Genomic DNA, 21,633 nt, shown 5'->3' on the forward strand with positions numbered 1-21,633 from the left:
GCGTTGCATCCGTCATGGGACGCGGCTTCCGGAACCCTATCCGGAAATCATCGGTTGCAATCTTTAAAATTCCATCACTTTTTAAACCGATTTATGACGGCTCAAAAGGCAGCAATGGCGAGGCCCGCGACGAGAAGGGCGGCAATCGCGCAGTTGATGCCGATCGCGACGAGGCGGCGGCGGCTTTCCTCGGCGGCAGTGATGGCGACGGCGCGGGCGGGGCGGTTTTTTGCAGGCATGCGGCGATACTCCGTTACGAGAGACTACGGGCAACCCGGATGATCCGGCCAGCCGGCCCACATCATGTTGTCTCCACGCGAAGCCGCGCGGAAAACGCCGACATTCCGAGAGCATCCGCCGTGAGGTCTTAAAGGACGGTAAACGCCGCCTGGCAGTGCTCGCGATCAGGCGTCCTGGCCGGCCGCGTGGCCGGAGGCCCAGGCCCATTGGAAATTATAGCCGCCGAGCCAGCCGGTGACATCCACCGCCTCGCCGATGAAATAGAGACCCGGCACCGCCTTCGCCGCCATGCTGCGGGAATCGAGTGCCGCCGTATCGACGCCGCCGAGCGTGACTTCCGCCGTGCGATAACCCTCGGAGCCCGGCGGGCGAAAGCGCCAGTCCTTGAGTTTCCGGACCAGCGCATCGGTGCGCCGCGCCGGCTGTTCGGCGAGCGGCCCATCGATGCCGAGTTCGGTGACGAGGAGTTGCGCGAGCTTCTTCGGCATGTGCTCGGCAAGCACGGTCTGCACCGCCTGCCGACCGTTTTCGCGCCGGGCGGCGGCCAGCACGGCGGCGAAATCGACATCCGGGCGGATGTGGAGCGCGATCTCCTCGCCCTCCCGCCAATAGGACGAGATTTGCAGGATGGCGGGGCCGCTTAAGCCCCGATGGGTGAAGAGAGCGGCTTCGGAAAACTCCGTCTTGCCGTGGCGGGCGATCACGTCGACAGCAACGCCGGGCAGGCCCTCATGGGCGGCAAGCGTCGCCGGGTCCAGCATCAACGGCACGAGGCCGGCGCGGGTTTCCACGAGCGGCAGGCCGAATTGTTCGGCGATGCGGTAGGCAAAACCCGTCGCGCCCATCTTCGGGATCGACTTGCCGCCGGAGGCCATCACCAGCGAAGCGGCCTCGACGGTGCCGTTCTCCGTGACGATGCGAAAGGACGATCCGTCGTGTTCGACGGCGCTGATCGTGGTCGAGAGCCGGAGCTCGGCACCGGCCGCCTTCATCTCGGCGAGCAGCATCGCGATGATGTCCTTTGCCGAGTTGTCGCAGAAGAGCTGGCCGAGCGTCTTCTCGTGCCAGGCGATGCGGTGGCGCTCGACGAGATCGAGGAAATCACGCGGGGTGTAGCGGGCGAGCGCCGACTTGCAGAAATGCGGATTGGCCGAGAGGAAATTCTTCGGGCCGGCATGGATATTGGTGAAGTTGCAGCGCCCGCCGCCGGAGATGCGGATCTTTTCGCCGGGCACGCGGGCATGGTCGAGCACGAGCACGCGACGCCCGCGCTTGCCCGCTTCGATGGCGCACATCAAACCTGCCGCGCCTGCTCCGATGATGACGACGTCCCGCCGCTCTGCCACATATGCGTTCCTTGTTCATCCCTCCTTTCAGCCATCGCTGACGAAAGTCAATCGGTGCGGGAAAAACAGATTTTCTCTGAAAATTCGCCATTTCACCCCCCCGGGGGGAGCTAGTAAAGGGCTAAACACCGGCTATGATGCGCCATCGTCAACAACCCCGGTGTGTCATGCCGTCCAAAAAAAAAGTCGTTATCCCTACCATCGAGAAAGCCGCACGCTCTGATAAAATCCCTCCCGCCATCAGCGTGCCGCGTGGGGTAAAGACTTGGAAGGACGCCGCAGACTGGCTGAGGGCCCGTGGCATCGAGGATATCGAATGCATCACGCCGGACCTCGCAGGCGTGCCGCGCGGCAAGATGATGCCGTCGTCGAAATTCACCTCGAATACGTCGCTGGCGCTGCCGTCGGCGCTCTACCGCCACACGATTTCCGGTGACTATCCGGAAGAGACCGGCAATTTCCGCTACGAGCCGCGCGACAGCGACCTGAAGCTGCTGCCGGATCTTTCCACGCTCTCCGTCGTGCCGTGGGAGAGCGACCCGACCGCGCAGGTCATCTGCGATATCGTCGGCTCGACCGGCGAGAACGTGCCCTATACGCCGCGCAACGTGCTCAAGAACGTCGTGAAGATGTATAGCGATCGCGGCTGGCGGCCGGTCGTCGCGCCCGAAATCGAGTTCTACCTCGTCGCGATGAACGAGGACCCGGACTATCCTCTGCATCCGCCGAAGGGCCGCTCCGGCCGCGCCATTCTCGGCGGCCAGGGCTATTCGATCGCCGGCATCAACGAATTCGACGAACTGATCGACGACATCTACCACTTCTCCGAAAAGCAGGGTCTCGAGATCGATACCCTGATCCACGAGGAAGGTCCGGCACAGCTCGAAATCAACCTGCGCCACGGCGATCCGATCGAGCTTGCCGACCAGGTCTTCCTGTTCAAGCGCACGATCCGCGAGGCGGCGCTGAAACACGGCATCTACGCCACCTTCATGGCCAAGCCCATGCAGGGCCAGGCGGGCTCGGCCATGCATATCCACCAGTCGGTGGTGGAGATAGCGACCGGCAAGAACGTCTTCTCCAATCCCGACGGATCGGCCTCGAAGGAATTCTTCCACTTCATCGGCGGCATGCAGGCCTATGTGCCGAAGACGCTGGTGATGATGGCGCCCTATGTGAATTCCTATCGCCGCCTGACGCCCGAAATGTCGGCGCCGGTGAACAATGCCTGGGGCTACGACAACCGCACGACGGCTTTCCGCATCCCGGTTTCGGATGCTGCAGCGCGGCGCGTCGAGAACCGCCTGCCCGGATCGGATGCCAATCCGTATCTCGCGCTCGCGGCTTCGCTCGGCTGCGGTCTGCTCGGCATCATGAACCAGGTCGAGCCGAGCCCGCCGACGGAAGACACCGCCAATGAAGGGTCGATCGACCTGCCGCGTGGTCTTCTCGAAGCCGTTTCGCTGCTGGAATCCGATCCGGCCCTTGCGGAGGTTCTGAGCGCGGAGTTCATCGGCCTCTATGCCGGCGTGAAGCGCGGCGAGTTCGAGACCTTCATGCAGGTGATCAGCCCCTGGGAACGCGAGTTCCTGCTGCTCAACGTCTGAGCGGCCCCGGCGGTCCGGGCCGCCCGACGAGATCAGATCCTGAGAGCGGCCGGCGCCCCGGCGCGCCGCCGCATCCTCTTGAACATGAGAGTGTGCAATGCCCTGGCAAAGCCCGATTTCCCCCGGCGTCTCCTGGTATGAGGCGAGCGTCGGGAACCGCCCCGAATATGCCCCCCTCGACGGCTCCGTCGAGGCCGATGTCGCCATCGTCGGCGGCGGCTTCACCGGCCTCCAGGGCGCCTACAATCTTGCGAAGAATGGCGTCCGCGTCGTGCTCATCGAGGCGCACCGCTTCGGCGACGGCGCCTCCGGCCGCAATGGCGGCCAGCTCGGCACCGGCCAGCGCACGGACGCGGAGACGCTTGAGGCCGAGATCGGTTTCGAGCGCGCCAAGGCGTTGTTCGACCTTGCCGAGAATGCCAAGCGGCATATCCACGATTTCGCCGCCGGCCAGAACCTCGACATCGACTATGTTCCCGGCCAGCTGAATGTGAGCCACAAGGCAAGCTACGAGAAGGAGTTTCGCGATCACATCGAGATCGCCGCGACCCGTTTCGGCTATCCGCATCTGAGCTACCTCGACCGGGCGCAGACCGAGGAGCGCGTCGGCTCCAGGCGGTTCCTCTTCGGCATGAGCGACACCGGCACCGGGCATATCCACCCGATGAAGCTGCTTGTCGGCATCGCGCGGGCGGCGCAAGCTGCCGGTGCGGGCCTGCATGAAAAGACGCCCGCCCTGAAGATCGAGCGGACGGGCGGCAAGGCGGTCATCACAACGGCCAAGGGCACGATCCGCGCCGACAAGGCGCTGATCGCGTGCAACGCCTATATCGGCAATCTCGAGGCGAAGACGGCCTCGCATGTCATGCCGATCCGCTCCTTCATCGGCGCGACGGTGCCGCTCGACACGTTCCCCTCGATCATTCCGGGCGGCGAGTCGATTGCCGATACGCGCTTCGTGGTGCGCTACTTCCGCAAGACCCGCGACGGCCGCCTGCTTTTTGGCGGGCGCGAGGCCTATACGTCGGACAATCCCGCAGACATGACCCCGCCCATCCGCCGGCAGATCGAAGAGGTCTATCCCGAGCTGAAGGGTATCGGGCTCACTCATGCCTGGGGCGGTTCGGTCGGCATCACCATGCCGCGCAAGCCCTATGTGCGCGAGGTCATGCCCGGCATCACGACGATCGGCGGGTATTCCGGCCATGGCGTCATGCTGTCAAACTACTGTGGCAAGCTCTATGCGGAGGACGTGACCGGCGGCAGCGCGGAACTCGACCAGCTGAAGGCGCTGAAAATCCCGGCCTTCCCCGGCGGTCCACGGTTCCGTTCGCCGCTTCTGTTCCTCGCCATGACGTGGTACGCGCTGCGCGACAAGCTCTGATCGAGTCGGAACCGTCGTTTTTGTTGCGTTGCACTCTGGCGTTTTTAAATCGATTAGATTATAACACCCGGCAACAGAACGAGATCGAGAAATCCGATGAGCAGCCAGATCATTCCCGTTGAGCCCTTCGACTATGTCGTCTTCGGCGGAACCGGCGACCTTGCTGAGCGCAAGCTCCTTCCGGCCCTCTACCACCGGCAGCTCGCCGGCCAGCTCTCCGACCCGACGCGCATCATCGGCGCGTCGCGAACCGCCTATACGCATGCCGAATATCGCAAGTTCGCCGTCGATGCGCTGAAGGAGCACCTGAAGCAGGGCGAATTCGACGAGACGGAGGTGAAGACCTTCTGCGACCGGCTGTTCTACGTCGCCGTCGACGCCAAGTCCGACGACGGCTGGGACAAGCTGAAGGAGCTTCTCGACGAGGGCAAGGATCGCGTGCGCGCTTTTTACCTCGCCGTGGCGCCGGCCATCTTCGGCGACATTTCGGAAAAGATCCGTGACCACAAGCTGATCACCAAGCAGACCCGCATCGTCGTCGAAAAGCCGATCGGCCGTGACCTCGCGTCCGCCAACGAGCTCAACAACACGATCGGCAAGGTTTTCCGCGAAGAGCAGATCTTCCGTATCGACCACTATCTCGGCAAGGAGACGGTGCAGAACCTGATGGCGCTGCGCTTTGCCAACGCGCTTTATGAGCCGCTGTGGAACTCCGCCCATATCGACCACGTGCAGATCACGGTGGCCGAGGCCGTCGGCCTCGAAAGCCGCGCCGGTTACTACGACAAGGCTGGCGCGCTGCGCGACATGGTGCAGAACCATATCCTCCAGCTGCTCTGCCTCGTGGCGATGGAAGTGCCCTCCTCCATGGACGCCGAGGCCGTGCGCGACGAGAAGCTGAAGGTGCTTCGCGCGCTGAAACCGATCGATCAGTACAATGTCGAGCGCCTGACGGTGCGCGGCCAGTACCGCGCCGGTGCCTCCGCCGGCGGGCCGGTCAAGGGCTATCTCGAAGAGCTCGAAGGCGGCGTTTCCAAGACGGAGACCTTCGTCGGCATCAAGGCCGAGATCGGCAACTGGCGCTGGGCGGGCGTGCCCTTCTACATCCGCACCGGCAAGCGGCTTGCCGCGCGCATGTCGGAAATCGTCATCACCTTCAAGCCGATCCCGCATTCGATCTTCGACCCCACGGCGGGCCGCATCGAAGCCAACCAGCTGATCATCCGCCTGCAGCCGGACGAAGGCGTCAAGCAGTCGCTGATGATCAAGGACCCCGGTCCGGGCGGCATGCGGCTGCGCAACGTCTCGCTCGACATGAGCTTCGCCGAAGCCTTCGACGCCCGCAATGCGGATGCTTACGAGCGCCTGCTGCTCGACGTCATCCGCAACAACCAGACGCTCTTCATGCGCCGCGACGAGGTCGAGGCCGCATGGCGCTGGGTGGACCCGATCCTGAAGGCCTGGGAAGCGACCGGCCAGCAGGTACAGGGCTACACGGCCGGCACCTGGGGCCCGAGCCAGGCCATCGCCCTCATCGAGCGCGACGGCCGCACCTGGCATGAATCGTAAGGAAGCCTGATGAGCGCGAATTTGCATGAATTCAAGGATGGCGCCGCCTTGGCGGAAGGGCTTGCGGACCGGGTGGCCGGTGCGCTTGCCGAGGCAGTCAATACCCGGGGCCGCGCCAGCATCGCGGTCTCCGGCGGCTCGACGCCGAAAGCCTTTTTCAAGGCGTTGTCGAGCCGCGACATCGACTGGGCGAAGGTGACGATCACGCTCGTTGACGAACGCTTCGTGCCCGCCGACAACCCGCGCTCGAATCATCTGCTGGTCGCCGACAACCTGCTTCAGGGCAAGGCCGAGGCGGCGCAGTTCCTGCCGCTCTACCGGGACGCCGGCAGTGCGGAAGAGGCGGCAAAGATCGTCACGGCGGATGCCGCGGCACTCGGCCATCCCTTCGACGTCGTCATTCTCGGCATGGGTGCGGACGGCCACACGGCATCGTTCTTCCCCGGCGGCAGCCGCCTAGCCGAGGCGATCTCGCCGGAGACACCGCGCGGCGTGATCACCATGGAGGCTGATGGTGCCGGCGAACCCCGCCTTACCTTCACCTTCGCCAGCCTTCAGGATGCGCGCCTGCTGGTGCTGCATATCGAGGGCCAGGGCAAGAAGGACGTTCTGGCCACCGCCGAAGGTGACGGCCCGGAAACCGACATGCCGATCCGCGCCGTGCTCCGGCGTGCAGCGACCCCGGTCGACATCTACTGGGCGCCTTGAGGCACCCCGCCGGCTAACCCCGGCTTCACCCGGCGCAAGACGCCGATGATTAGCGGATAGCACAGCGTTCCCGCTCGCTTTGCCGCGCAAAATGCAATCGAGAAGTCAGGATAGCTCCCATGTCCGCCGACAAACGCATCGAAGCCATTACCGCCCGCATCGTCGAACGTTCGAAGCCGCATCGCGGTCCCTATCTCGAGCGCGTGCGCGCCGCCGCCGCCCAGGGCGTGCACCGCAGCGTGCTGTCCTGCGGCAACCTCGCACACGGCTTTGCCGTCTGTTCCCCCGCCGAGAAGGACGCGCTCGCCGGCGACCGCGTCCCGAACCTCGGCATCATCACCTCCTACAACGACATGCTCTCGGCCCACCAGCCGTTCGAGACCTATCCGGCACTCATCCGCGAGGCCGCGCGGGAAGCCGGCGGCGTGGCGCAGGTGGCGGGCGGCGTGCCGGCCATGTGCGACGGCGTCACCCAGGGCCAGCCGGGCATGGAACTGTCGCTCTTCTCGCGCGACCTCATCGCCATGTCGGCCGGCATCGGCCTGTCGCACAACATGTTCGATTCGGTCGTCTATCTCGGCGTCTGCGACAAGATCGTGCCGGGCCTGACGATCGCAGCCCTCACATTCGGCCACCTGCCGGCCATCTTCATCCCGGCCGGTCCGATGACCACGGGCCTGCCGAACGACGAGAAGGCCCGCGTGCGCCAGCTCTATGCCGAGGGCAAGGCCGGCCGGGCGGAACTGCTCGAGGCGGAGTCGAAATCCTATCACGGCCCCGGCACCTGTACCTTCTACGGCACCGCCAATTCCAACCAGATGCTGATGGAGATCATGGGCTTCCACATGCCCGGCGCCTCCTTCATCAATCCCGGCACGCCGCTGCGCGACGCGCTGACCAGGGAAGCCACCAAACGCGCGCTTGCCATCACCGCGCAGGGCAACGAGTTCACGCCGGCCGGCGAGATGATCGACGAGCGTTCGATCGTCAACGGCGTCGTCGGCCTGCATGCCACCGGCGGCTCGACGAACCACACGCTGCACCTCCTCGCCATGGCGCGCGCCGCCGGCATCCTGCTCACCTGGAAGGACATTTCCGAGCTGTCCGACACGGTGCCGCTGCTCGCCCGTGTCTATCCGAACGGCCTTTCGGACGTGAACCATTTCCACGCGGCCGGCGGCATGGGCTTCCTGATCCAGGAACTCCTGAAGCACGGCATGCTGCATGACGACGTGCGCACGGTCTTCGGCCAGGGCCTGCAAGCCTATGCGATCGATCCGAAGCTCGGCGAGCGCGGCACGGTGCTGCGCGAACCGGCGCCGAAGATCAGCCACGATCCAAAAATCCTCGCCAATATCGAGACACCGTTCCAGGCGACCGGCGGCCTCAAAATGCTGACCGGCAATATCGGCAGCGCGGTCATCAAGATTTCGGCCGTGAAGCCGGAGCGCCATGTCATCGAGGCGCCGGCGAAGGTGTTCCACGACCAGCAGGAACTCAACGTCGCCTTCAAGGCCGGCGAACTGACCGGCGATTTCATCGCCGTCGTGCGCTTCCAGGGCCCGAAGGCCAACGGCATGCCGGAACTGCACAAGCTGACGACCGTGCTCGGCATCCTCCAGGACCGCGGCCAGCGCGTGGCGTTGCTTACCGACGGCCGCATGTCCGGCGCCTCCGGCAAGGTGCCGGCCGCCATCCACGTGACGCCGGAAGCGGTCGACAACGGCCCGATCGGCCGCATCAAGAGCGGCGACATCATTCGGCTCGATGCCACGCACGGCACGCTCGAGGTTCTGGTGAACGCCGCCGAGTTCGCCGCCCGCCCGCAGGCGACGGCCGATCTCTCCGGCAACGAATTCGGCATGGGCCGCGAGCTTTTTGCGCCCTTCCGCGCCATTGCGGGACCGGCGGACCACGGGGCGAGCGTGTTGTTCGCATAAGATCGGAGGGGCGTTTCGCCCCTCTTTTCACCTCAGCTATAGATATCCAGCGTGCGGCCCTGGTGGTTGCGGTGCGTCGAATAAACGAAGATGCGTTGTAGGTCCTTGTCGGAGAGCATGCGCAGGAAGCGGGCTTCGACGACGTCGTTGGTGTAGACGCGCTGCGTCAGGCAGCCGATCATCGGCAGGCGGGCGCTGACGATATCCAGGTAAAAATTGCGCGGCAGCTGGAACTTCGTCGTCATCGTGATGATGGCGCCGCTCTTCGACAATTTGGTGATCAGGCACCGGCGCGAGACGAGATTGACGAGGCCGCCATTCTCGGTGAACTCGATGCGCGCCTCGTTGCAGGTGTCCTCCATCGGGAAACTCTTTTCCCGATCGTACATGAAGGACTCTTCCTTGCTGAGGTAATTGTTACGCGGTTCGGACCCCCGAATACTCATCTGCCTGCTGCCCCCGGCACTGTCTGCTTTCGCTAAAAGTTAGGGGAGCAACGCTTAACATCGGGTTGAGCGGCAGGGCTAAATCCTGCCGCCCCGCCCGTTTTTAAGACGCGCGATAGCTCTTGCCGGCCGTATCGAAGAGATGCAGCTTCGCCCTGTCGGCCGTGAAGCGGACCCGCTCGCCGCGCTTGACGTCCAGGATGCCGGGAATCTTGGCGATGATCGGCTCGCCCTGCACGAGACCCTCGATGTAAAGCAGCGTCACTTCGCCGAGCGCCTCGACGATCGCCACCGTGCCTTCGAAGAGAAAATCGTCGCCGGTGGAGATCTGGAGGTCTTCCGGCCGCACGCCGAAACTCGCCGTCTTGCCGACTTCGGACGCGGCCGTCGCGATATCGACAGTGGAGGTGCGCCCGCCGGTCAGTTCCAGCGCGGTCGAAGCCCCTGCCGCGGTGATCTTCGCCGGGATGATGTTCATGGCCGGCGAGCCGATGAAACGGGCGACGAAGAGGTTTGCCGGGCGCTCGTAGAGTTCGAGCGGCGGGCCGACCTGCTCGATATGGCCGGCCGACAATACGACGATGCGGTCGGCGAGCGTCATGGCCTCGACCTGGTCGTGCGTCACGTAGATCATCGTCGTGTCGGCCATCTGCTCGGAAAGCTTGGCGATCTCGATGCGGGTGGCGACGCGCAGCGCGGCGTCGAGGTTGGACAGCGGCTCGTCGAACAGGAAGACCTTGGGGTCGCGGCAGATGGCGCGGCCGATGGCGACGCGCTGGCGCTGGCCGCCGGAGAGCGCCTTTGGCAGCCGATCGAGATATTTGGTGAGTTGGAGGATATCGGCGGCCGCGCGCACGCGCCGGTCTATCTCCTCCTTCTTTTCACCGGCAATGCGCATGCCGAAGGCCATGTTGTCGTAGACGGTCATGTGGGGGTAGAGCGCGTAGGACTGGAACACCATGGCGATGCCGCGCTTGGACGGCGGCACGTCGTTGACGCGTTCGCCATCGATCATCATGTCGCCGCCGCTGATTTCCTCGAGGCCCGCGATCATGCGCAGCAATGTCGACTTGCCGCAGCCGGACGGGCCGACGAAGACGATGAACTCGCCCTGCTTGATATCGAGATCGATGCCGTGGATCACGTCCACCGCGCCGTAGGACTTGCGGATATCCTTGAGAACCAGCCCTGTCATGTCTCTACCTCCCCATTTTTAACCGGTCATACGAAGCGGGCGAAAAACCCGCTCCAGGCCGGAAGTTCGATGTTTTCCTCATGCATCATGCTGTCGAAGCCATGGCCTTCCAGCACGTCCAGCGTACCGGGAGGCAGGTCGGTGAGGCGCGCGACCGGGCTCATGTTGAAGGCGCAGAAAACCTTCTCGTTGCCGTGCCTGCGCACGAAGGAGAGGATCGCGCCCTCGGCCGAATGAAACTCGATCTCGCCCTTCACCAATGCCACGTGCTCCTTGCGGAAGGCAAGGAAGCGGCGGTAATGCGCCAGCACCGAGGCCTCGTCGGCGTCCTGCACGTTGACCGCGCGCTCCAGATGGTTTGGCGGAACCGGAAGCCATGGCTTGCCGAGGCTGAAGCCGCCGGATTGCTGGCGGCTGTCCCAGACCATCGGCGTGCGGCAGCCGTCGCGGCCCTTGAAGTCCGGCCAGAACTGGATGCCGTAGGGGTCCTGAAGATCCTCGTAGGCAAGATCGGCTTCCGGCAGCGCAAGCTCCTCGCCCTGGTAGATGCAGACCGAGCCGCGCAGCGACATCAGCAGGCTCGCCAAAAGCTTGGCATGCGCTTCGTGATCGGTGACGGCGCCGCCCCAGCGGCTGATATGGCGCATCACATCATGGTTCGAGAAGGCCCAGCAGACCCAGCCCTCGGGTGCCGCCTTTTCCAGCGCGTGCTGCGTCTCGGCGACGAAGGCCGGCGTCAACGGCTCGGGCGCCAGGAACTCGAAGGCATAGCACATGTGCATCTTGTCGCCGCCGGACGTGTATTCGCCCGCGATTTCGAGTCCGCGCTGGCTGTCGCCCACCTCGCCGACCGCAGCGATGGCCGGAAACTCCTCCATGACGGCGCGAAACCGCTTGAGGAATTCCAGGTTCTCCGGCTGGTTCTTGTCGTAGAGATGTTCCTGGTAGTTGTAGGGGTTCACGGCGGGTGCGGTCTGCGCGTTGCGACGCTCGGGGGCGAGCGACGGGTTGTCGCGCAGTTCCTTGTCGTGGAAGTAGAAGTTGATCGTGTCGAGCCGGAAGCCATCGACGCCACGTTCCAGCCAGAAGCGGGCGACCGAGAGCAGCGCGTCCTGCACTTCCGGGCTGTGCAGGTTGAGGTCCGGCTGCGAAGTCAGGAAATTGTGCATGTAATATTGCAGGCGCGTCGGGTCCCACTGCCAGGCGGAACCGCCGAAAATCGACAGCCAGTTGTTGGGCGGCGTGCCGTCCGGCTTGGAATCCGCCCAGACATACCAGTCCGCCCTGGGGTTGGTGCGCCGGGAGCGGCTTTCGACGAACCAGGGATGCTTGTCGGAGGTGTGCGACAGCACGAGGTCGATCATCACGCGGATGTCCAGGCGATGGGCTTCAGCGATCAGTTCGTCGAAATCGGCAAGTTGCCCGAAGATCGGATCGACATCGAGATAATCCGAGACGTCGTAGCCGAAATCCCGCATCGGCGAGGTGAAGAAGGGCGAGACCCAGATCGCATCTGCCCCAAGCGAGGCGACATGGGCGAGGCGCTCGGTGATGCCCCTGATATCGCCGATCCCGTCACCATTGGTGTCCTGGTAGGAGCGCGGATAGATCTGGTAGATCACCGCGCCACGCCACCAGTCCTTGTCCGGGGTCAGAAGCGTTGAACTCGACGTCGTCATTCTGTTTTCCTGTTTTCGAAAGACGTCAGCCGCCCTTGACCGAGCCCGCCAGCAGGCCGCGCACGAGATAACGCTGCAAGCTGAAGAACACAACGAGGGGGACGATGATGGTGATGAAGGCGGAGGCCGTGAGGATTTCCCAATTGCCGCCGCGCGAGCCGAGCAGGTTCACGAGACGTCCGGTCAGCACCAGTTCCTCATTGCCGGCGCCCAGGAAGACCATGGCGACGAGCAGGTCGTTCCACGTCCACAGGAACTGGAAGATGGCGAAGGAGGCGAGTGCCGGGAAGGACAGCGGCAGGATGATCTTCACGAAGATGTCGAAGTCGGACGCGCCGTCAACGCGGGCGGATTCCAGGATCTCGCGCGGCAGGCCGGCCATGTAGTTGCGCAGCAGGTAGACCGCGAGCGGCAGGCCGAAGCCCATATGGGCGAGCCAGATGCCGACATAGGTTTTTGCCGGCACGCCGAAGAAGGCGCCGACGCCGTTATAGAGCCGCAGCAGCGGGATGAGCGACATCTGGAGCGGCACGACCAGCAGGCCGACGATGACGGCGATCAGGATCGCCCGGCCCGGGAAGGGCATCCAGGCGAGCGCATAGGCGCAGAAGGCGGCGACGAGGATGGGGATGATCGTAGCGGGGATCGCCACCGTCAGCGAGTTGATGAAGGAGGCGCCGATGCCTTCCGCGTTCAACACTTCGCGGTAGTTGTCGAGCGTGAAGCGCGAGGGAACGGCGGCCGTGTAGAAGATGCGCTGGCCGCGCGTGCCTTCCATGCGGGTCGGCGAGACGATCTCGTAGCTGCCGTCCTCCTTGACGGTCAACGTCTGGCCGTCGCCGATATCGGCCGCGGCGCCGGCCTCGAAGGCGGTCGGCTGCAAGGGACGGAAGCCGAAGGCGGAGACCTTCGCGTCGCCGCCTTCCAGCAGGTTGCCGGATATGACGAACTTGCCGTCACGCTCGACCTGCGCCTCCGGTGCCGCAGCACGGCCGGTGAGGTTCTGCGAGGAGGTGGAGAGCGCCGTCCACCAGCCGGAGACCGCGAGCTGGTCCTTGTCGCGCAGCGACGAGATCAGGAGGCCGGCGGTCGGCAGCGTCCAGAGCGCCACGAGCAGCAGGACGGAGAGATGGACGACGAAAATGAGCGGCGAACGGGACGTGGCGATCATCTCAGTGGCCCTCCATTTCCTTGGTGGCGTTGCGGATGTTCCAGATCATGATCGGGATGACGAGGATCATGATGACCACGGCGATGGCCGCGCCGCGCCCGAAATCACCACCGCCGCGGAACATCCAGTCGAACATCAGGTTCGCCAGAACCTGCGTCTGCCATTGCCCGTTGGTCATCGCGAGCACGATGTCGAAGACCTTGAGGACCAGGATGGTGATCGTCGTCCAGACGACCGCGATCGTGCCCCAGATCTGCGGCACCATGATCTTGAAGAAGATCTGGAAACCGTTGGCGCCATCGATGACGGCCGCCTCGATCGTCTCTTCCGGAATGCCGCGCAGGGCCGCCGAGAGGATGACCATGGCGAAACCTGTCTGGATCCAGATCAGGATCACCATGAGGAAGAAATTGTTCCAGAAGGGGATGGTCATCCAGGCTTCCGGCGAGCCGCCCATGGCGACGACGATGGCGTTGAGGATGCCGATCTGTTGGGAGCCTTCGGCGCGGTAGTCGTAGACGAATTTCCAGATGACGGCGGCGCCGACGAAGGAGATCGCCATCGGCATGAAGATCAATGTCTTCGCGATGTTGCCCCACCAGATACGGTCGGTCAGCGCGGCGACGATCAGGCCGAAGAAGGTGGCGAGCGCCGGCACGACGAGCAGCCAGAGGAAGTTGTTGAAGATCGACTGGCGGAACTCGCCGTCGTTGATCATCCAGGCGAAATTGCTGAAGCCGACGAACTGCTGGCCGGTGCGGTCATGGAAGGCGAGCCGGACGGATTCGAAGACGGGATAGACGAGGTAGACCGACAGCGCGAGCAGCGCCGGCGCCATGAACAGCCAGGGCCGGATCGCGTTGGTGATGCGCAGGTTCTTAGAGGCCTGCGCGCCCGTCAGCCCCTTGGAGGGGAAGATCCTGTCGAGCAGGAAGTTCGTTCCGAAGAAATAGACGACGCAGGCGAGAACGCCCCCGACCATCGTGAAGATGGCGAATAACAATTGCTGCATGGCGATCCCTCCCCTGGAAACTTCCCCGCAATGTATTTTTACGGTCACGTCGAGCGCTCACGCGGAGCGCCCGCATGGTCCGGCTGCACTTCGGCATGCTTTGGGAAAACCGACGGGCGGCCGCCCGCCGGTTCACCGGGATATTACTTGATGGCGTCCCAGGCCTTCTGGGCGCCGTCGGCGACATCGGCCGCGGACTTGCCGCCGACGAAGTCGACCATGCCGGTCCAGAACGCGCCCGCGCCGATCTTGCCGGGCATCAGGTCCGAGCCGTCGAAGCGGAAGGTCGTCGAATTGAGCAGGATTTCGCCCTGCTTCTTCATCGGCGCATTGGCATAGGCTTCCTTGTTGGCGCTCTTGTAGGGCGTCAGGAAGCTGGTCTGCGCCATCCAGACCTCGTGGGCGATCGGCGTCTTCAGGAACTCGATGAAGGCGCGGGCGGGCGGCGTGTCCTTGGTGATCATGGCGAGCGTGCCGGCGCCGAGCACGGGATTTCCGAGTTCCGGCTTGCTGGCATAGGGCGGCATGTAGAAGAAGTCCGCATCCTCGCCGACGACCGTGCCTTCCGGGAAGAAGGACGGGATGAACGACGCCTGGTGGTGCAGGTAGCATTTCGGCGGCGAGGCGAAGAGGCCCTTCGGGCTGTCGCGGAAGTCGGTGGAGGCAACCGCCGCCGCACCGCCGTCGACGAACTTGTCGTTCTTGGCAAACCAGCCGAATTCGTCGATCGCGCCGACGACGGCGGCATCGGTGAACGGGATCTGGTTGGTGACCCACTTGTCGTAGGTTTCCGGCGAGGCCGTGCGCAGCATCAGGTCCTCGACCCAGTCGGTCGCCGGCCAGCCGGTAGCGCCGCCGGAACCGAGGCCGATGCACCAGGGCGTACCGCCGTCTGCGACGATCTGCTCGGTCAGCGCCTTCAGGTCTTCCATGGTCTTCGGCACTTCGTAGCCGGCGTCTTCAAAGTTTTCCGGCACGTACCAGACGAGCGACTTCACGTCGATCTTGTAGGGGAAGGCGAAGAGCGCGGCATTGCCGTCCTTGCCCTGGAAGGTCGAAAGATCGACCCAGGACTGGCCGGCGGCGTAGTTGTCGAGCAGCCACTGCCTCGTCTCGTCGCCGAGCGGGCTCAGATAGCCCTTGGAGGCGAGGTCGGCGATCAGGCCCGGCTGCGGCAGGATGGCGACGTCCGGCGGGCTGCCCGCCTGCGTGTCGATGACGATCTGCTGCTCGTAGTTTTCAGAGGAGGAATATTTGATCTCGACGCCCGTCGCCTCGGTGAAATAGGCGTAGACGACCTTGAAGAGCGCCTCGTCCTCACCGCGCCAGGGGCCGAAAATGGTCAGCGTCTGGCCCTTGAGGTCGTGGCCCTTCTTGAAATCCTCGAAACTCTGCCAGTTGAACTTGGAATCTTCGCCGGGCTTGAATTTCAACTCGGCCGCCGCACCGCCCGCCATCAGAAGCGCGAGCGCTGCCGTCATCAGCAATGTTTTTTTCACGAGATTTGCCTCCCATAGCAAACCCGCCCTCTCCCGGGGCAGGCGTCTCCTAAAATACCCCAAAATTCAAAGCGCTTTGGATTTCCTTTCATCCCATTTCCCCCCAAGCTTCGTCAAGTACCCCTCAACAATTTGAACGTGAAATCGCCGTATCTAACGCAGTGCAGCGTAGTTTTGCGGCGCAAAATAGCCAAAACAGCTTTTCCTGTTTGATTTGCTGATGTTAGATGCCAAAACGCTTTGAGATAAATTCAGGGAACGAAAAGTCAAATATTCAAAGCGCTTCGATTATTTCAAGAAAGCTAAGCATGTGAATCTCAAGCAGTTATCGCAATTGCTGGGCCTCTCCCAGACAACCGTGAGCAGAGCGCTGAACGGCTATCCGGAGGTCAATGCCGAGACGCGCCAGCGTGTTCTCGATGCCGTGCGAGAGACGGGGTATCGCCCGAACCGCGCCGCCCAGCGCCTTGCAACCGGTCGCGCGGGCTCGATCGGCCTCGTCATGCCGACGGCCGACGGCATCGAATCCGATGTGCATTTCGGCGAATTCCTCGCCGGGCTCGGCGACGAGGCGGTCAAACACGACTTTCATTTCGTCATCAATCCCAGCCACCCGGACGAAGAGGTCGCGACCTGCCGGCGGCTGGTGGCGAGCGGCAATGTCGATGCGCTGTTCCTTGCCTATATGCGCGAAAAGGATCCGCGCATCGCCATGATGAAGACGCTGAAGATGCCCTTCATCGTGCATGGCCGCTCGATCGGCGTGCCAAACGACTATCCGTTCCTCGACATCGACAATACAGGCGCTTTCTACGACGCCGCGCGCCTGCTCGCGCAGCTCGGCCACCGGCATTTCGCGCTGCTCAACGGGCCGGACTATCTCGCCTATTCGATCCGCCGCAAGAAGGGCATGGTGCGGGCGCTTGCCGAGCACGGCCTGGTGCTGCGCGATGACTGCGTGCTGCATTCGCAGATGACGGACGAACACGGGTTTCGCGCCATGGAGCGTTTTCTCAAGCTCGAAGCGCCGCCGACCGCCGTGCTCTGCTCCAGCACGGTGCTGGCGCTCGGTGCCGTGCGGGCGATCAGCCAGGCGGGGCTGAAGCTCGGTGTCGATATTTCCCTCATCGCCCATGACGACGTGCTGCCGATGCTGAAGCCGGAAAATTTCATGGTGCCGCTGACCACGACCCGCTCGTCGCTGCGCGCCGCCGGCCAGCGCATCGCCCGCCGGCTGATCGCCGGCATCCTCGATCTCGAAACCCTGCCGCAGCAGGAGCTGTGGCGGACGGATCTCATCGTGCGCGCCTCGACGGGACCGGCGCGGGCAGCGCGCTAGCGCTCTACCCTCCCCTTGAGGGGGAGGGTCGGACCGAAGGTCCGGGGTGGGGTGACACCCGCCAACGTCTATACGTGCTGCGAGTCACCCCCACCCGCCGCTTTGCGGCGACCTCCCCCCTCAAAGGGGGAGGTAGTAGTCGCCTCACCGGCGCAACTCCGATTTTAGAATTTCGGCGGCGTCCTGCCGGCCTTGCGGTAGGCGGCGATGACGGTGTTGGACATCAGCATGGCGATGGTCATGGGGCCGACGCCGCCGGGGACCGGGGTGATGGCGCCGGCGACCTTGGCGCATTCCTCGAAAGCGACGTCGCCGACCATGCGCGACTTGCCCTCGCCCTTCTCCGGTGCGGCAATGCGGTTGATGCCGACGTCGATGACAGTGGCGCCCGGCTTCACCCAGTCGGCCTTGACCATTTCCGCACGGCCGACGGCGGCGACCAGGATATCGGCGGTGCGGCAGACGGCGGCGAGGTCCCTGGTGCGCGAATGGGCCGTCGTCACCGTCGCATTGGCGGCGAGCAGCAGGGCCGACATCGGTTTGCCGAAGAGGTTGGAGCGGCCGATCACCACGGCGTTGAGGCCGGACAGATCGTTGCCGTGCGTGCGGCGCACGAAGACCATGGCGCCGGCCGGCGTGCAGGAGACGAGACCGCCATCGAGATCGCCGGTCGCGAGCTTGCCGGCATTGACGACATGCAGGCCGTCGACGTCCTTTTCCGGCCTGATCGACTGGATGATCGGCTCGGAATTCAGGTGCTTGGGCAGCGGCAGCTGCACCAGGATACCGTGAACGCTCTCGTCGGCGTTCAGCGTCTCGACGAGACGGGCGAGTTCCTCTTGCGTCGTCTCCTCCGGCAGCGTGTGCTGAATGGAGGTGAAGCCGCATTCCTTGGCCATGCGGCTCTTGGAGGAGACATAGGCGTGGCTGGCCGGATCGTCGCCGACGATGACGACGGCGAGGCCGGGTTTTACGCCCGCGTCCTTCTCCAGCGCGGCAGTCGCGGACTTCACGGCGTCAATCACGGAAGCGGCAACCTGCTTCCCATCGATAATGGTGGTCACATTTCTCTCCCTGAATGATGTGCCCTACTCTAGTGGGGCGACTGCGCGGCGGGATGGCCTCTTAACGCCCTATGCTGTCCAAAACACATAATTTCAAGCGCGCGTTGCGGGAAACGATCGGTTCGGTGGATTTTCCTGTCAATGATGCGAGAGACGCGCTCGATGCACGACGGGGCGCGCAAGCCAGGCCAAAAGTCCTTTTTTGAGGCAAACGCGAGGATTCTTCCGGTGGAAAGTCGCGACGGCTAGAAAAAATATTATTTAGTATCAGCGGCTTATACCAAAAATCGATGCCATGGTTAGAAAAGCGTGAACGCCACCCATAGGCTTTTCCCGAAAAGCTTAAATGGCCCTTCAGGCGAAGTTGTTAAACCCGGCACAGAACAGAACGCGCATTGCGGGATCGGCCAGGACCGTCCCGGAAGGAAGCTTGTCATGAACCTTATGTCGGGCAATATCGTCGCCTCGCAACGGGATATTCTCGGCCTGCCGGTCTGTGATCTCGGCTGGGCGGAGGCCTTCGCCTTTGCCGAGGAGGTGGCGACCATGCCCTTCGGGCAGAGCGTCATCGCCTTCATCAATGCCGGCAATGCCAACCTGATGATCCGCGACCCGGAATACCGCGCGGTGCTGGAGCGCCAGATCGTGCTGCCGGACGGTCACGGCGTCGACATCGCCTCCATGCTGTTTCATGGCCGCAAGTTTCCGGCAAACCTGACGGGCACGGATTTCGTGCCGGCTTTGCTTACCTATCTCGCCCGGCCGATGCGCGTGGCGATGATCGGCGCGCAACAGGCAACGCTCATGCGGGCGGCAGAGAATTTTCGCCGGCACGCGCCCTGGCACGACTTCCTGCCGATTTCCGACGGTTTCTTCGACCGGGCGGCCTCCGACGCGGTCATGGAGCGGGTGCGCGAGGCGAATGCCGACATCCTGCTCGTCGCCATGGGCAGCCCGGCGCAGGAGAAATGGATCGACCGGCATGTCGGCCCGGGCCATGCCAGGCTGGTGCTCAGCGTCGGCAACCTGTTCGACGTCGTCTCCGGCGCACCGCATTCTGCGCCACAAGGCATCCGCCGGCTGCGGCTCGAATGGCTCTACCGCCTGGTGAAGACGCCGTCGCGCCTCGGCCGCGCCGACCTGTCCTTCCTCTACCATGTTCTGCGCTACAAGTTTTCCGGCACAGGCGAGGCGCATGGCAGGAACGATACGGCAAAAGCCGGCTCGCTCTGAGGCGGCCGGCTCCTATCGATCGATAGAAATGTGTTCAGGCGGTGGGTCTCAATGCCCGCCGCTTTTTTCCGCGGGCTTGCCGGCCGGAACCTCGCCCTTGACGAGCGTCTGGCCCTTCTTCGGCGCCGGGTCCTGCACGGAGGCAGTGGTAATATAGTCGATCTGCTCGACATAAACCTCCGCGATCACCTCCGCACCGAAACGGCGGTTCAGCCCCTCCTTGACGATGCCGCGAAAGGCATCGACGTCGAAGCTGCCGACCGTCGCCACGTCGATCATCTTCTTGCCGACGAGCAGCGTGTAGAGCTCGTCGGTGATCATCTGCGGAAGGGGCACGGTCTGCTTGGCGGCAAGCTCCTTGTTCGCCTTGTAGGCGAGCTTGGTGAGAAGGTAGCCGCTGACACCGCCCTCCCCGATCACCGGCACGGTCGTGACATAACCGCTGACGAACTCCATGGCCGCCTCGCGCTCGGCGGCCGCCGTATCGACCTTGGGGGCCGAGGCCATCTTCAGCGAGAAATAGACCGAAGCGAGCGTGATCGCGAGGATCCAGACGCCGGTGCCGATGAGCTTGATCATGTGCCGTAGCTCACCCGGAACTGTTCCTGCGAATAGGTGCCGTCAGCTTCGAGGTCCTGCACGGCGTTCTTCAGGATGCTGACGACCTCACGCACCGCATCGAGATGGGCGGAGACGCGCTGGGCGTTGGTCGCGAGCTTGTCGCGCACGCGGCCGAGCTGGGTCGAAAACGTCTGCGGCACCTCGTCGGGGCGCACGTCGCGCGTCAGCATGGCCAGCTCGTAGAGGCAGCGGCTCTTGTGGGCGTTCGAGGTCGGCAGATCGAATTCGGGATCGCTGCCGATATTGTCGTTCTCGTTGTCGATGATGGTCTCAAGCCGGCCGAGGACCGTGCGGATCCGGAGTTCGTTGGTCGCCTGTTCCATTTTGTTATGCTCCGCTTATGCTTTTCTTGTCGTGTTCCTTGATGCCCGGCGTCAGGTCGGCAAAGGCCTCCCGCTGCAGGGCCTGAACCATGCCGGATGCGACACGGTCGGTATTCTTGTCTTTGTCCGGGGAGGCAGCGCCGATGCCGCTGCTCTTGGCGAGACTTTCGGCAATGCCGATGCCGCCGCCCTTGGCGATCGCCGTGCCGAGCTGGTCGGCCATCATGCCGCGCCACATCTCGCCGGCCGTGCCCTTGCCGTACATTTCTTCGCTGTCTGCCGGCAGCATGGATTTCACGAAATTCTGCAACACCATCGCTTCGAACTTGCGCAGGTGCTCCGGCACGGACTTGCCGCCGACGGCCGAAACGCCCTGGCTCGACGCATGCGCACCGGCCGAATCCCTGTTGAGGATGCTGCCGACGGTCGCCTGGAAACCGGCACCCGCTTCGGCAAGGCTCGTCGCCTCGAAGGCGGCGCGGTTCGATTTCAGCTTGGCTTGCGCTTCCTGAACCTGGGCCGGGTCGGCAGCGCGCACGACATCGAGCACCAGATCGCTGGGGGGAGAAATTGCCACGTCCTAAAGCCTTTCAGGTGTTTCCTGCGTGCCGGACCCGTCCTCATGGCGGTCCGCCGGCCTCTGACCGTTCAGGACTTCGGGATCGCCCGCGCCGCGCCTGCGACTGCTTCGACAAACCTCGTCATCGTCCTGATGCGACTATCGCTGCTCAACCTTACGGGAGGCTGGTGGCGGATGATGAAGTCGTGACGACACAGATGGCCAAATCCATTCTGGCGCAAGCTTCCATGAGGCGGCGTTAAATCGCCTTTCGTTTCAGAAGCTTGAGAGCGGCGATCTAGTCGTCGCTCTTCTTGTAGGCGATGTGCTGGTCGATGAGGTCGTAGATCGAATTGTCGGCGGCCTCGCGGTCCTCGGCGTTGCGCGCTTCCTTGCGGTGCTCTTCCATGCGGTCGCCCTTGGTGCGCTCGCGCACCACACGCATCTCGTGCATCTGCTGGACGTTGGCCAGCATCTGATCCTGCTGCTGGAGCTTGCTGTACTGGCCGGAATAGTGCCGCGAGAAGCTGCGATGCACCGGGTCCAGCGAATTGATCGCCCCGATGACGGCGTCCATCGTCTCCGCCACTTCTTGCCGCTGCTGCGTGGTGTTGGCGAGGTCGATCTCGGCCATCTTTTCCAGGTGGCGCTGCACGGAGACCAGGCGTTTCAGCTTGTCCGACCGGTTCTGCGCCATC

At 63.7% G+C, this 21,633-nt stretch carries 20 protein-coding genes; 7 read left to right on the top strand and 13 right to left on the bottom strand.

Annotated elements, in window-relative coordinates; genetic code table 11:
* Positions 1 to 101: 101 nt before the first annotated feature.
* Positions 102 to 239 (bottom strand): hypothetical protein, encoded by a 138-nt coding sequence (locus VGN93_RS03305; RefSeq protein ID WP_327506335.1) that lies wholly within the window; start codon positions 237 to 239, stop codon positions 102 to 104.
* Positions 240 to 404: 165 nt separating this feature from the next.
* Positions 405 to 1,586 carry an NAD(P)/FAD-dependent oxidoreductase gene (locus VGN93_RS03310; protein ID WP_327506336.1) on the bottom strand — a complete coding sequence of 394 codons (1,182 nt, stop codon included), beginning with the start codon at positions 1,584 to 1,586 and terminating at the stop codon, positions 405 to 407.
* Positions 1,587 to 1,753: 167 nt separating this feature from the next.
* Between VGN93_RS03310 and VGN93_RS03315 the strand changes: the two genes are divergently transcribed.
* The 5 genes from VGN93_RS03315 to edd all read left to right on the top strand — a co-directional run bounded on the left by VGN93_RS03315 (position 1,754) and on the right by edd (position 8,794).
* Positions 1,754 to 3,193, top strand: coding sequence for a glutamine synthetase family protein (locus VGN93_RS03315; protein ID WP_327506337.1), 1,440 nt, complete (start codon positions 1,754 to 1,756; stop codon positions 3,191 to 3,193).
* A 97-nt stretch (positions 3,194 to 3,290) separates the two neighbouring features.
* Complete coding sequence (locus tag VGN93_RS03320) at positions 3,291 to 4,577, top strand: FAD-binding oxidoreductase (RefSeq protein ID WP_327506338.1); 1,287 nt, start codon at positions 3,291 to 3,293, stop codon at positions 4,575 to 4,577.
* Positions 4,578 to 4,673: 96 nt separating this feature from the next.
* Positions 4,674 to 6,146 (top strand): glucose-6-phosphate dehydrogenase, encoded by a 1,473-nt coding sequence (zwf, locus tag VGN93_RS03325; protein ID WP_327506339.1) that lies wholly within the window; start codon positions 4,674 to 4,676, stop codon positions 6,144 to 6,146.
* Between the two features lie 9 nt (positions 6,147 to 6,155).
* Positions 6,156 to 6,854 (top strand): 6-phosphogluconolactonase, encoded by a 699-nt coding sequence (gene pgl / locus VGN93_RS03330; RefSeq protein WP_327506340.1) that lies wholly within the window; start codon positions 6,156 to 6,158, stop codon positions 6,852 to 6,854.
* Positions 6,855 to 6,973: 119 nt separating this feature from the next.
* Positions 6,974 to 8,794 carry a phosphogluconate dehydratase gene (gene edd / locus VGN93_RS03335; protein ID WP_327506341.1) on the top strand — a complete coding sequence of 607 codons (1,821 nt, stop codon included), beginning with the start codon at positions 6,974 to 6,976 and terminating at the stop codon, positions 8,792 to 8,794.
* Between the two features lie 32 nt (positions 8,795 to 8,826).
* Here edd and VGN93_RS03340 read toward each other — a convergent pair whose 3' ends face one another.
* The 6 genes from VGN93_RS03340 to VGN93_RS03365 all read right to left on the bottom strand — a co-directional run bounded on the left by VGN93_RS03340 (position 8,827) and on the right by VGN93_RS03365 (position 15,778).
* Positions 8,827 to 9,240 (bottom strand): hypothetical protein, encoded by a 414-nt coding sequence (locus tag VGN93_RS03340; RefSeq protein ID WP_319318500.1) that lies wholly within the window; start codon positions 9,238 to 9,240, stop codon positions 8,827 to 8,829.
* Between the two features lie 103 nt (positions 9,241 to 9,343).
* Positions 9,344 to 10,435 carry a sn-glycerol-3-phosphate ABC transporter ATP-binding protein UgpC gene (locus VGN93_RS03345; protein WP_319318498.1) on the bottom strand — a complete coding sequence of 364 codons (1,092 nt, stop codon included), beginning with the start codon at positions 10,433 to 10,435 and terminating at the stop codon, positions 9,344 to 9,346.
* Between the two features lie 26 nt (positions 10,436 to 10,461).
* Positions 10,462 to 12,114 (bottom strand): alpha-glucosidase, encoded by a 1,653-nt coding sequence (locus VGN93_RS03350; protein ID WP_319318495.1) that lies wholly within the window; start codon positions 12,112 to 12,114, stop codon positions 10,462 to 10,464.
* A 25-nt stretch (positions 12,115 to 12,139) separates the two neighbouring features.
* On the bottom strand, positions 12,140 to 13,285 hold the full coding sequence (locus VGN93_RS03355) for a carbohydrate ABC transporter permease (RefSeq protein WP_327506342.1): 1,146 nt from the start codon (positions 13,283 to 13,285) through the stop codon (positions 12,140 to 12,142).
* A gap of 1 nt (position 13,286) precedes the next feature.
* Positions 13,287 to 14,297, bottom strand: coding sequence for a sugar ABC transporter permease (locus VGN93_RS03360; protein ID WP_327506343.1), 1,011 nt, complete (start codon positions 14,295 to 14,297; stop codon positions 13,287 to 13,289).
* 143 nt (positions 14,298 to 14,440) lie between these two features.
* Entirely contained in the window at positions 14,441 to 15,778 is a 1,338-nt protein-coding gene (locus tag VGN93_RS03365; protein WP_414714042.1) for an ABC transporter substrate-binding protein, read from the bottom strand.
* 328 nt (positions 15,779 to 16,106) lie between these two features.
* On the opposite strand from VGN93_RS03365, the gene VGN93_RS03370 reads away from it, so the two are divergent.
* Positions 16,107 to 17,135, top strand: a complete 1,029-nt coding sequence (locus VGN93_RS03370) for a substrate-binding domain-containing protein (RefSeq protein WP_319318482.1) — start codon at positions 16,107 to 16,109, stop codon at positions 17,133 to 17,135.
* Positions 17,136 to 17,299: 164 nt separating this feature from the next.
* On the opposite strand, the gene folD is transcribed toward VGN93_RS03370, so the two are convergent.
* Positions 17,300 to 18,199: a bifunctional methylenetetrahydrofolate dehydrogenase/methenyltetrahydrofolate cyclohydrolase FolD gene (gene folD / locus VGN93_RS03375; protein WP_319318480.1), complete on the bottom strand. Its 900-nt coding sequence runs from the start codon at positions 18,197 to 18,199 to the stop codon at positions 17,300 to 17,302.
* A gap of 435 nt (positions 18,200 to 18,634) precedes the next feature.
* Between folD and VGN93_RS03380 the strand changes: the two genes are divergently transcribed.
* Positions 18,635 to 19,432, top strand: coding sequence for a WecB/TagA/CpsF family glycosyltransferase (locus VGN93_RS03380; protein WP_327506345.1), 798 nt, complete (start codon positions 18,635 to 18,637; stop codon positions 19,430 to 19,432).
* A 48-nt stretch (positions 19,433 to 19,480) separates the two neighbouring features.
* Here VGN93_RS03380 and VGN93_RS03385 read toward each other — a convergent pair whose 3' ends face one another.
* The 4 genes from VGN93_RS03385 to VGN93_RS03400 all read right to left on the bottom strand — a co-directional run bounded on the left by VGN93_RS03385 (position 19,481) and on the right by VGN93_RS03400 (position 21,632).
* Positions 19,481 to 20,011, bottom strand: coding sequence for a hypothetical protein (locus VGN93_RS03385; RefSeq protein ID WP_319318474.1), 531 nt, complete (start codon positions 20,009 to 20,011; stop codon positions 19,481 to 19,483).
* On the bottom strand, positions 20,008 to 20,376 hold the full coding sequence (locus tag VGN93_RS03390) for a hypothetical protein (protein ID WP_319318472.1): 369 nt from the start codon (positions 20,374 to 20,376) through the stop codon (positions 20,008 to 20,010). Before VGN93_RS03390 ends, VGN93_RS03385 begins: the two co-directional genes overlap by 4 nt.
* Positions 20,377 to 20,380: 4 nt before the next feature.
* Positions 20,381 to 20,953 carry a rod-binding protein gene (locus tag VGN93_RS03395; protein WP_319318469.1) on the bottom strand — a complete coding sequence of 191 codons (573 nt, stop codon included), beginning with the start codon at positions 20,951 to 20,953 and terminating at the stop codon, positions 20,381 to 20,383.
* Positions 20,954 to 21,233: 280 nt separating this feature from the next.
* Positions 21,234 to 21,632, bottom strand: coding sequence for a hypothetical protein (locus VGN93_RS03400; RefSeq protein ID WP_319318466.1), 399 nt, complete (start codon positions 21,630 to 21,632; stop codon positions 21,234 to 21,236).
* Position 21,633: the final 1 nt, after the last annotated feature.

It is taken from the genome of Shinella sp. (assembly GCF_035998705.1).
Classification (GTDB): Bacteria; Pseudomonadota; Alphaproteobacteria; order Rhizobiales; family Rhizobiaceae; genus Shinella.

What these genes read in the sequence shown, in the direction of transcription:
- VGN93_RS03360 (WP_327506343.1), bottom strand. Translation starts at nt 14,297, where the DNA reads ATGCAGCAATTGTTATTCGCCATCTTCACGATGGTCGGGGGCGTTCTC.
- VGN93_RS03350 (WP_319318495.1), bottom strand. Translation starts at nt 12,114, where the DNA reads ATGACGACGTCGAGTTCAACGCTTCTGACCCCGGACAAGGACTGGTGG.
- edd (WP_327506341.1), top strand. Translation starts at nt 6,974, where the DNA reads ATGTCCGCCGACAAACGCATCGAAGCCATTACCGCCCGCATCGTCGAA.
- VGN93_RS03365 (WP_414714042.1), bottom strand. Translation starts at nt 15,778, where the DNA reads ATGACGGCAGCGCTCGCGCTTCTGATGGCGGGCGGTGCGGCGGCCGAG.
- VGN93_RS03385 (WP_319318474.1), bottom strand. Translation starts at nt 20,011, where the DNA reads ATGATCAAGCTCATCGGCACCGGCGTCTGGATCCTCGCGATCACGCTC.
- pgl (WP_327506340.1), top strand. Translation starts at nt 6,156, where the DNA reads ATGAGCGCGAATTTGCATGAATTCAAGGATGGCGCCGCCTTGGCGGAA.
- VGN93_RS03400 (WP_319318466.1), bottom strand. Translation starts at nt 21,632, where the DNA reads ATGGCGCAGAACCGGTCGGACAAGCTGAAACGCCTGGTCTCCGTGCAG.
- VGN93_RS03315 (WP_327506337.1), top strand. Translation starts at nt 1,754, where the DNA reads ATGCCGTCCAAAAAAAAAGTCGTTATCCCTACCATCGAGAAAGCCGCA.
- VGN93_RS03320 (WP_327506338.1), top strand. Translation starts at nt 3,291, where the DNA reads ATGCCCTGGCAAAGCCCGATTTCCCCCGGCGTCTCCTGGTATGAGGCG.
- zwf (WP_327506339.1), top strand. Translation starts at nt 4,674, where the DNA reads ATGAGCAGCCAGATCATTCCCGTTGAGCCCTTCGACTATGTCGTCTTC.
- VGN93_RS03390 (WP_319318472.1), bottom strand. Translation starts at nt 20,376, where the DNA reads ATGGAACAGGCGACCAACGAACTCCGGATCCGCACGGTCCTCGGCCGG.
- VGN93_RS03355 (WP_327506342.1), bottom strand. Translation starts at nt 13,285, where the DNA reads ATGATCGCCACGTCCCGTTCGCCGCTCATTTTCGTCGTCCATCTCTCC.
- VGN93_RS03380 (WP_327506345.1), top strand. Translation starts at nt 18,635, where the DNA reads ATGAACCTTATGTCGGGCAATATCGTCGCCTCGCAACGGGATATTCTC.
- VGN93_RS03340 (WP_319318500.1), bottom strand. Translation starts at nt 9,240, where the DNA reads ATGAGTATTCGGGGGTCCGAACCGCGTAACAATTACCTCAGCAAGGAA.
- VGN93_RS03305 (WP_327506335.1), bottom strand. Translation starts at nt 239, where the DNA reads ATGCCTGCAAAAAACCGCCCCGCCCGCGCCGTCGCCATCACTGCCGCC.
- VGN93_RS03345 (WP_319318498.1), bottom strand. Translation starts at nt 10,435, where the DNA reads ATGACAGGGCTGGTTCTCAAGGATATCCGCAAGTCCTACGGCGCGGTG.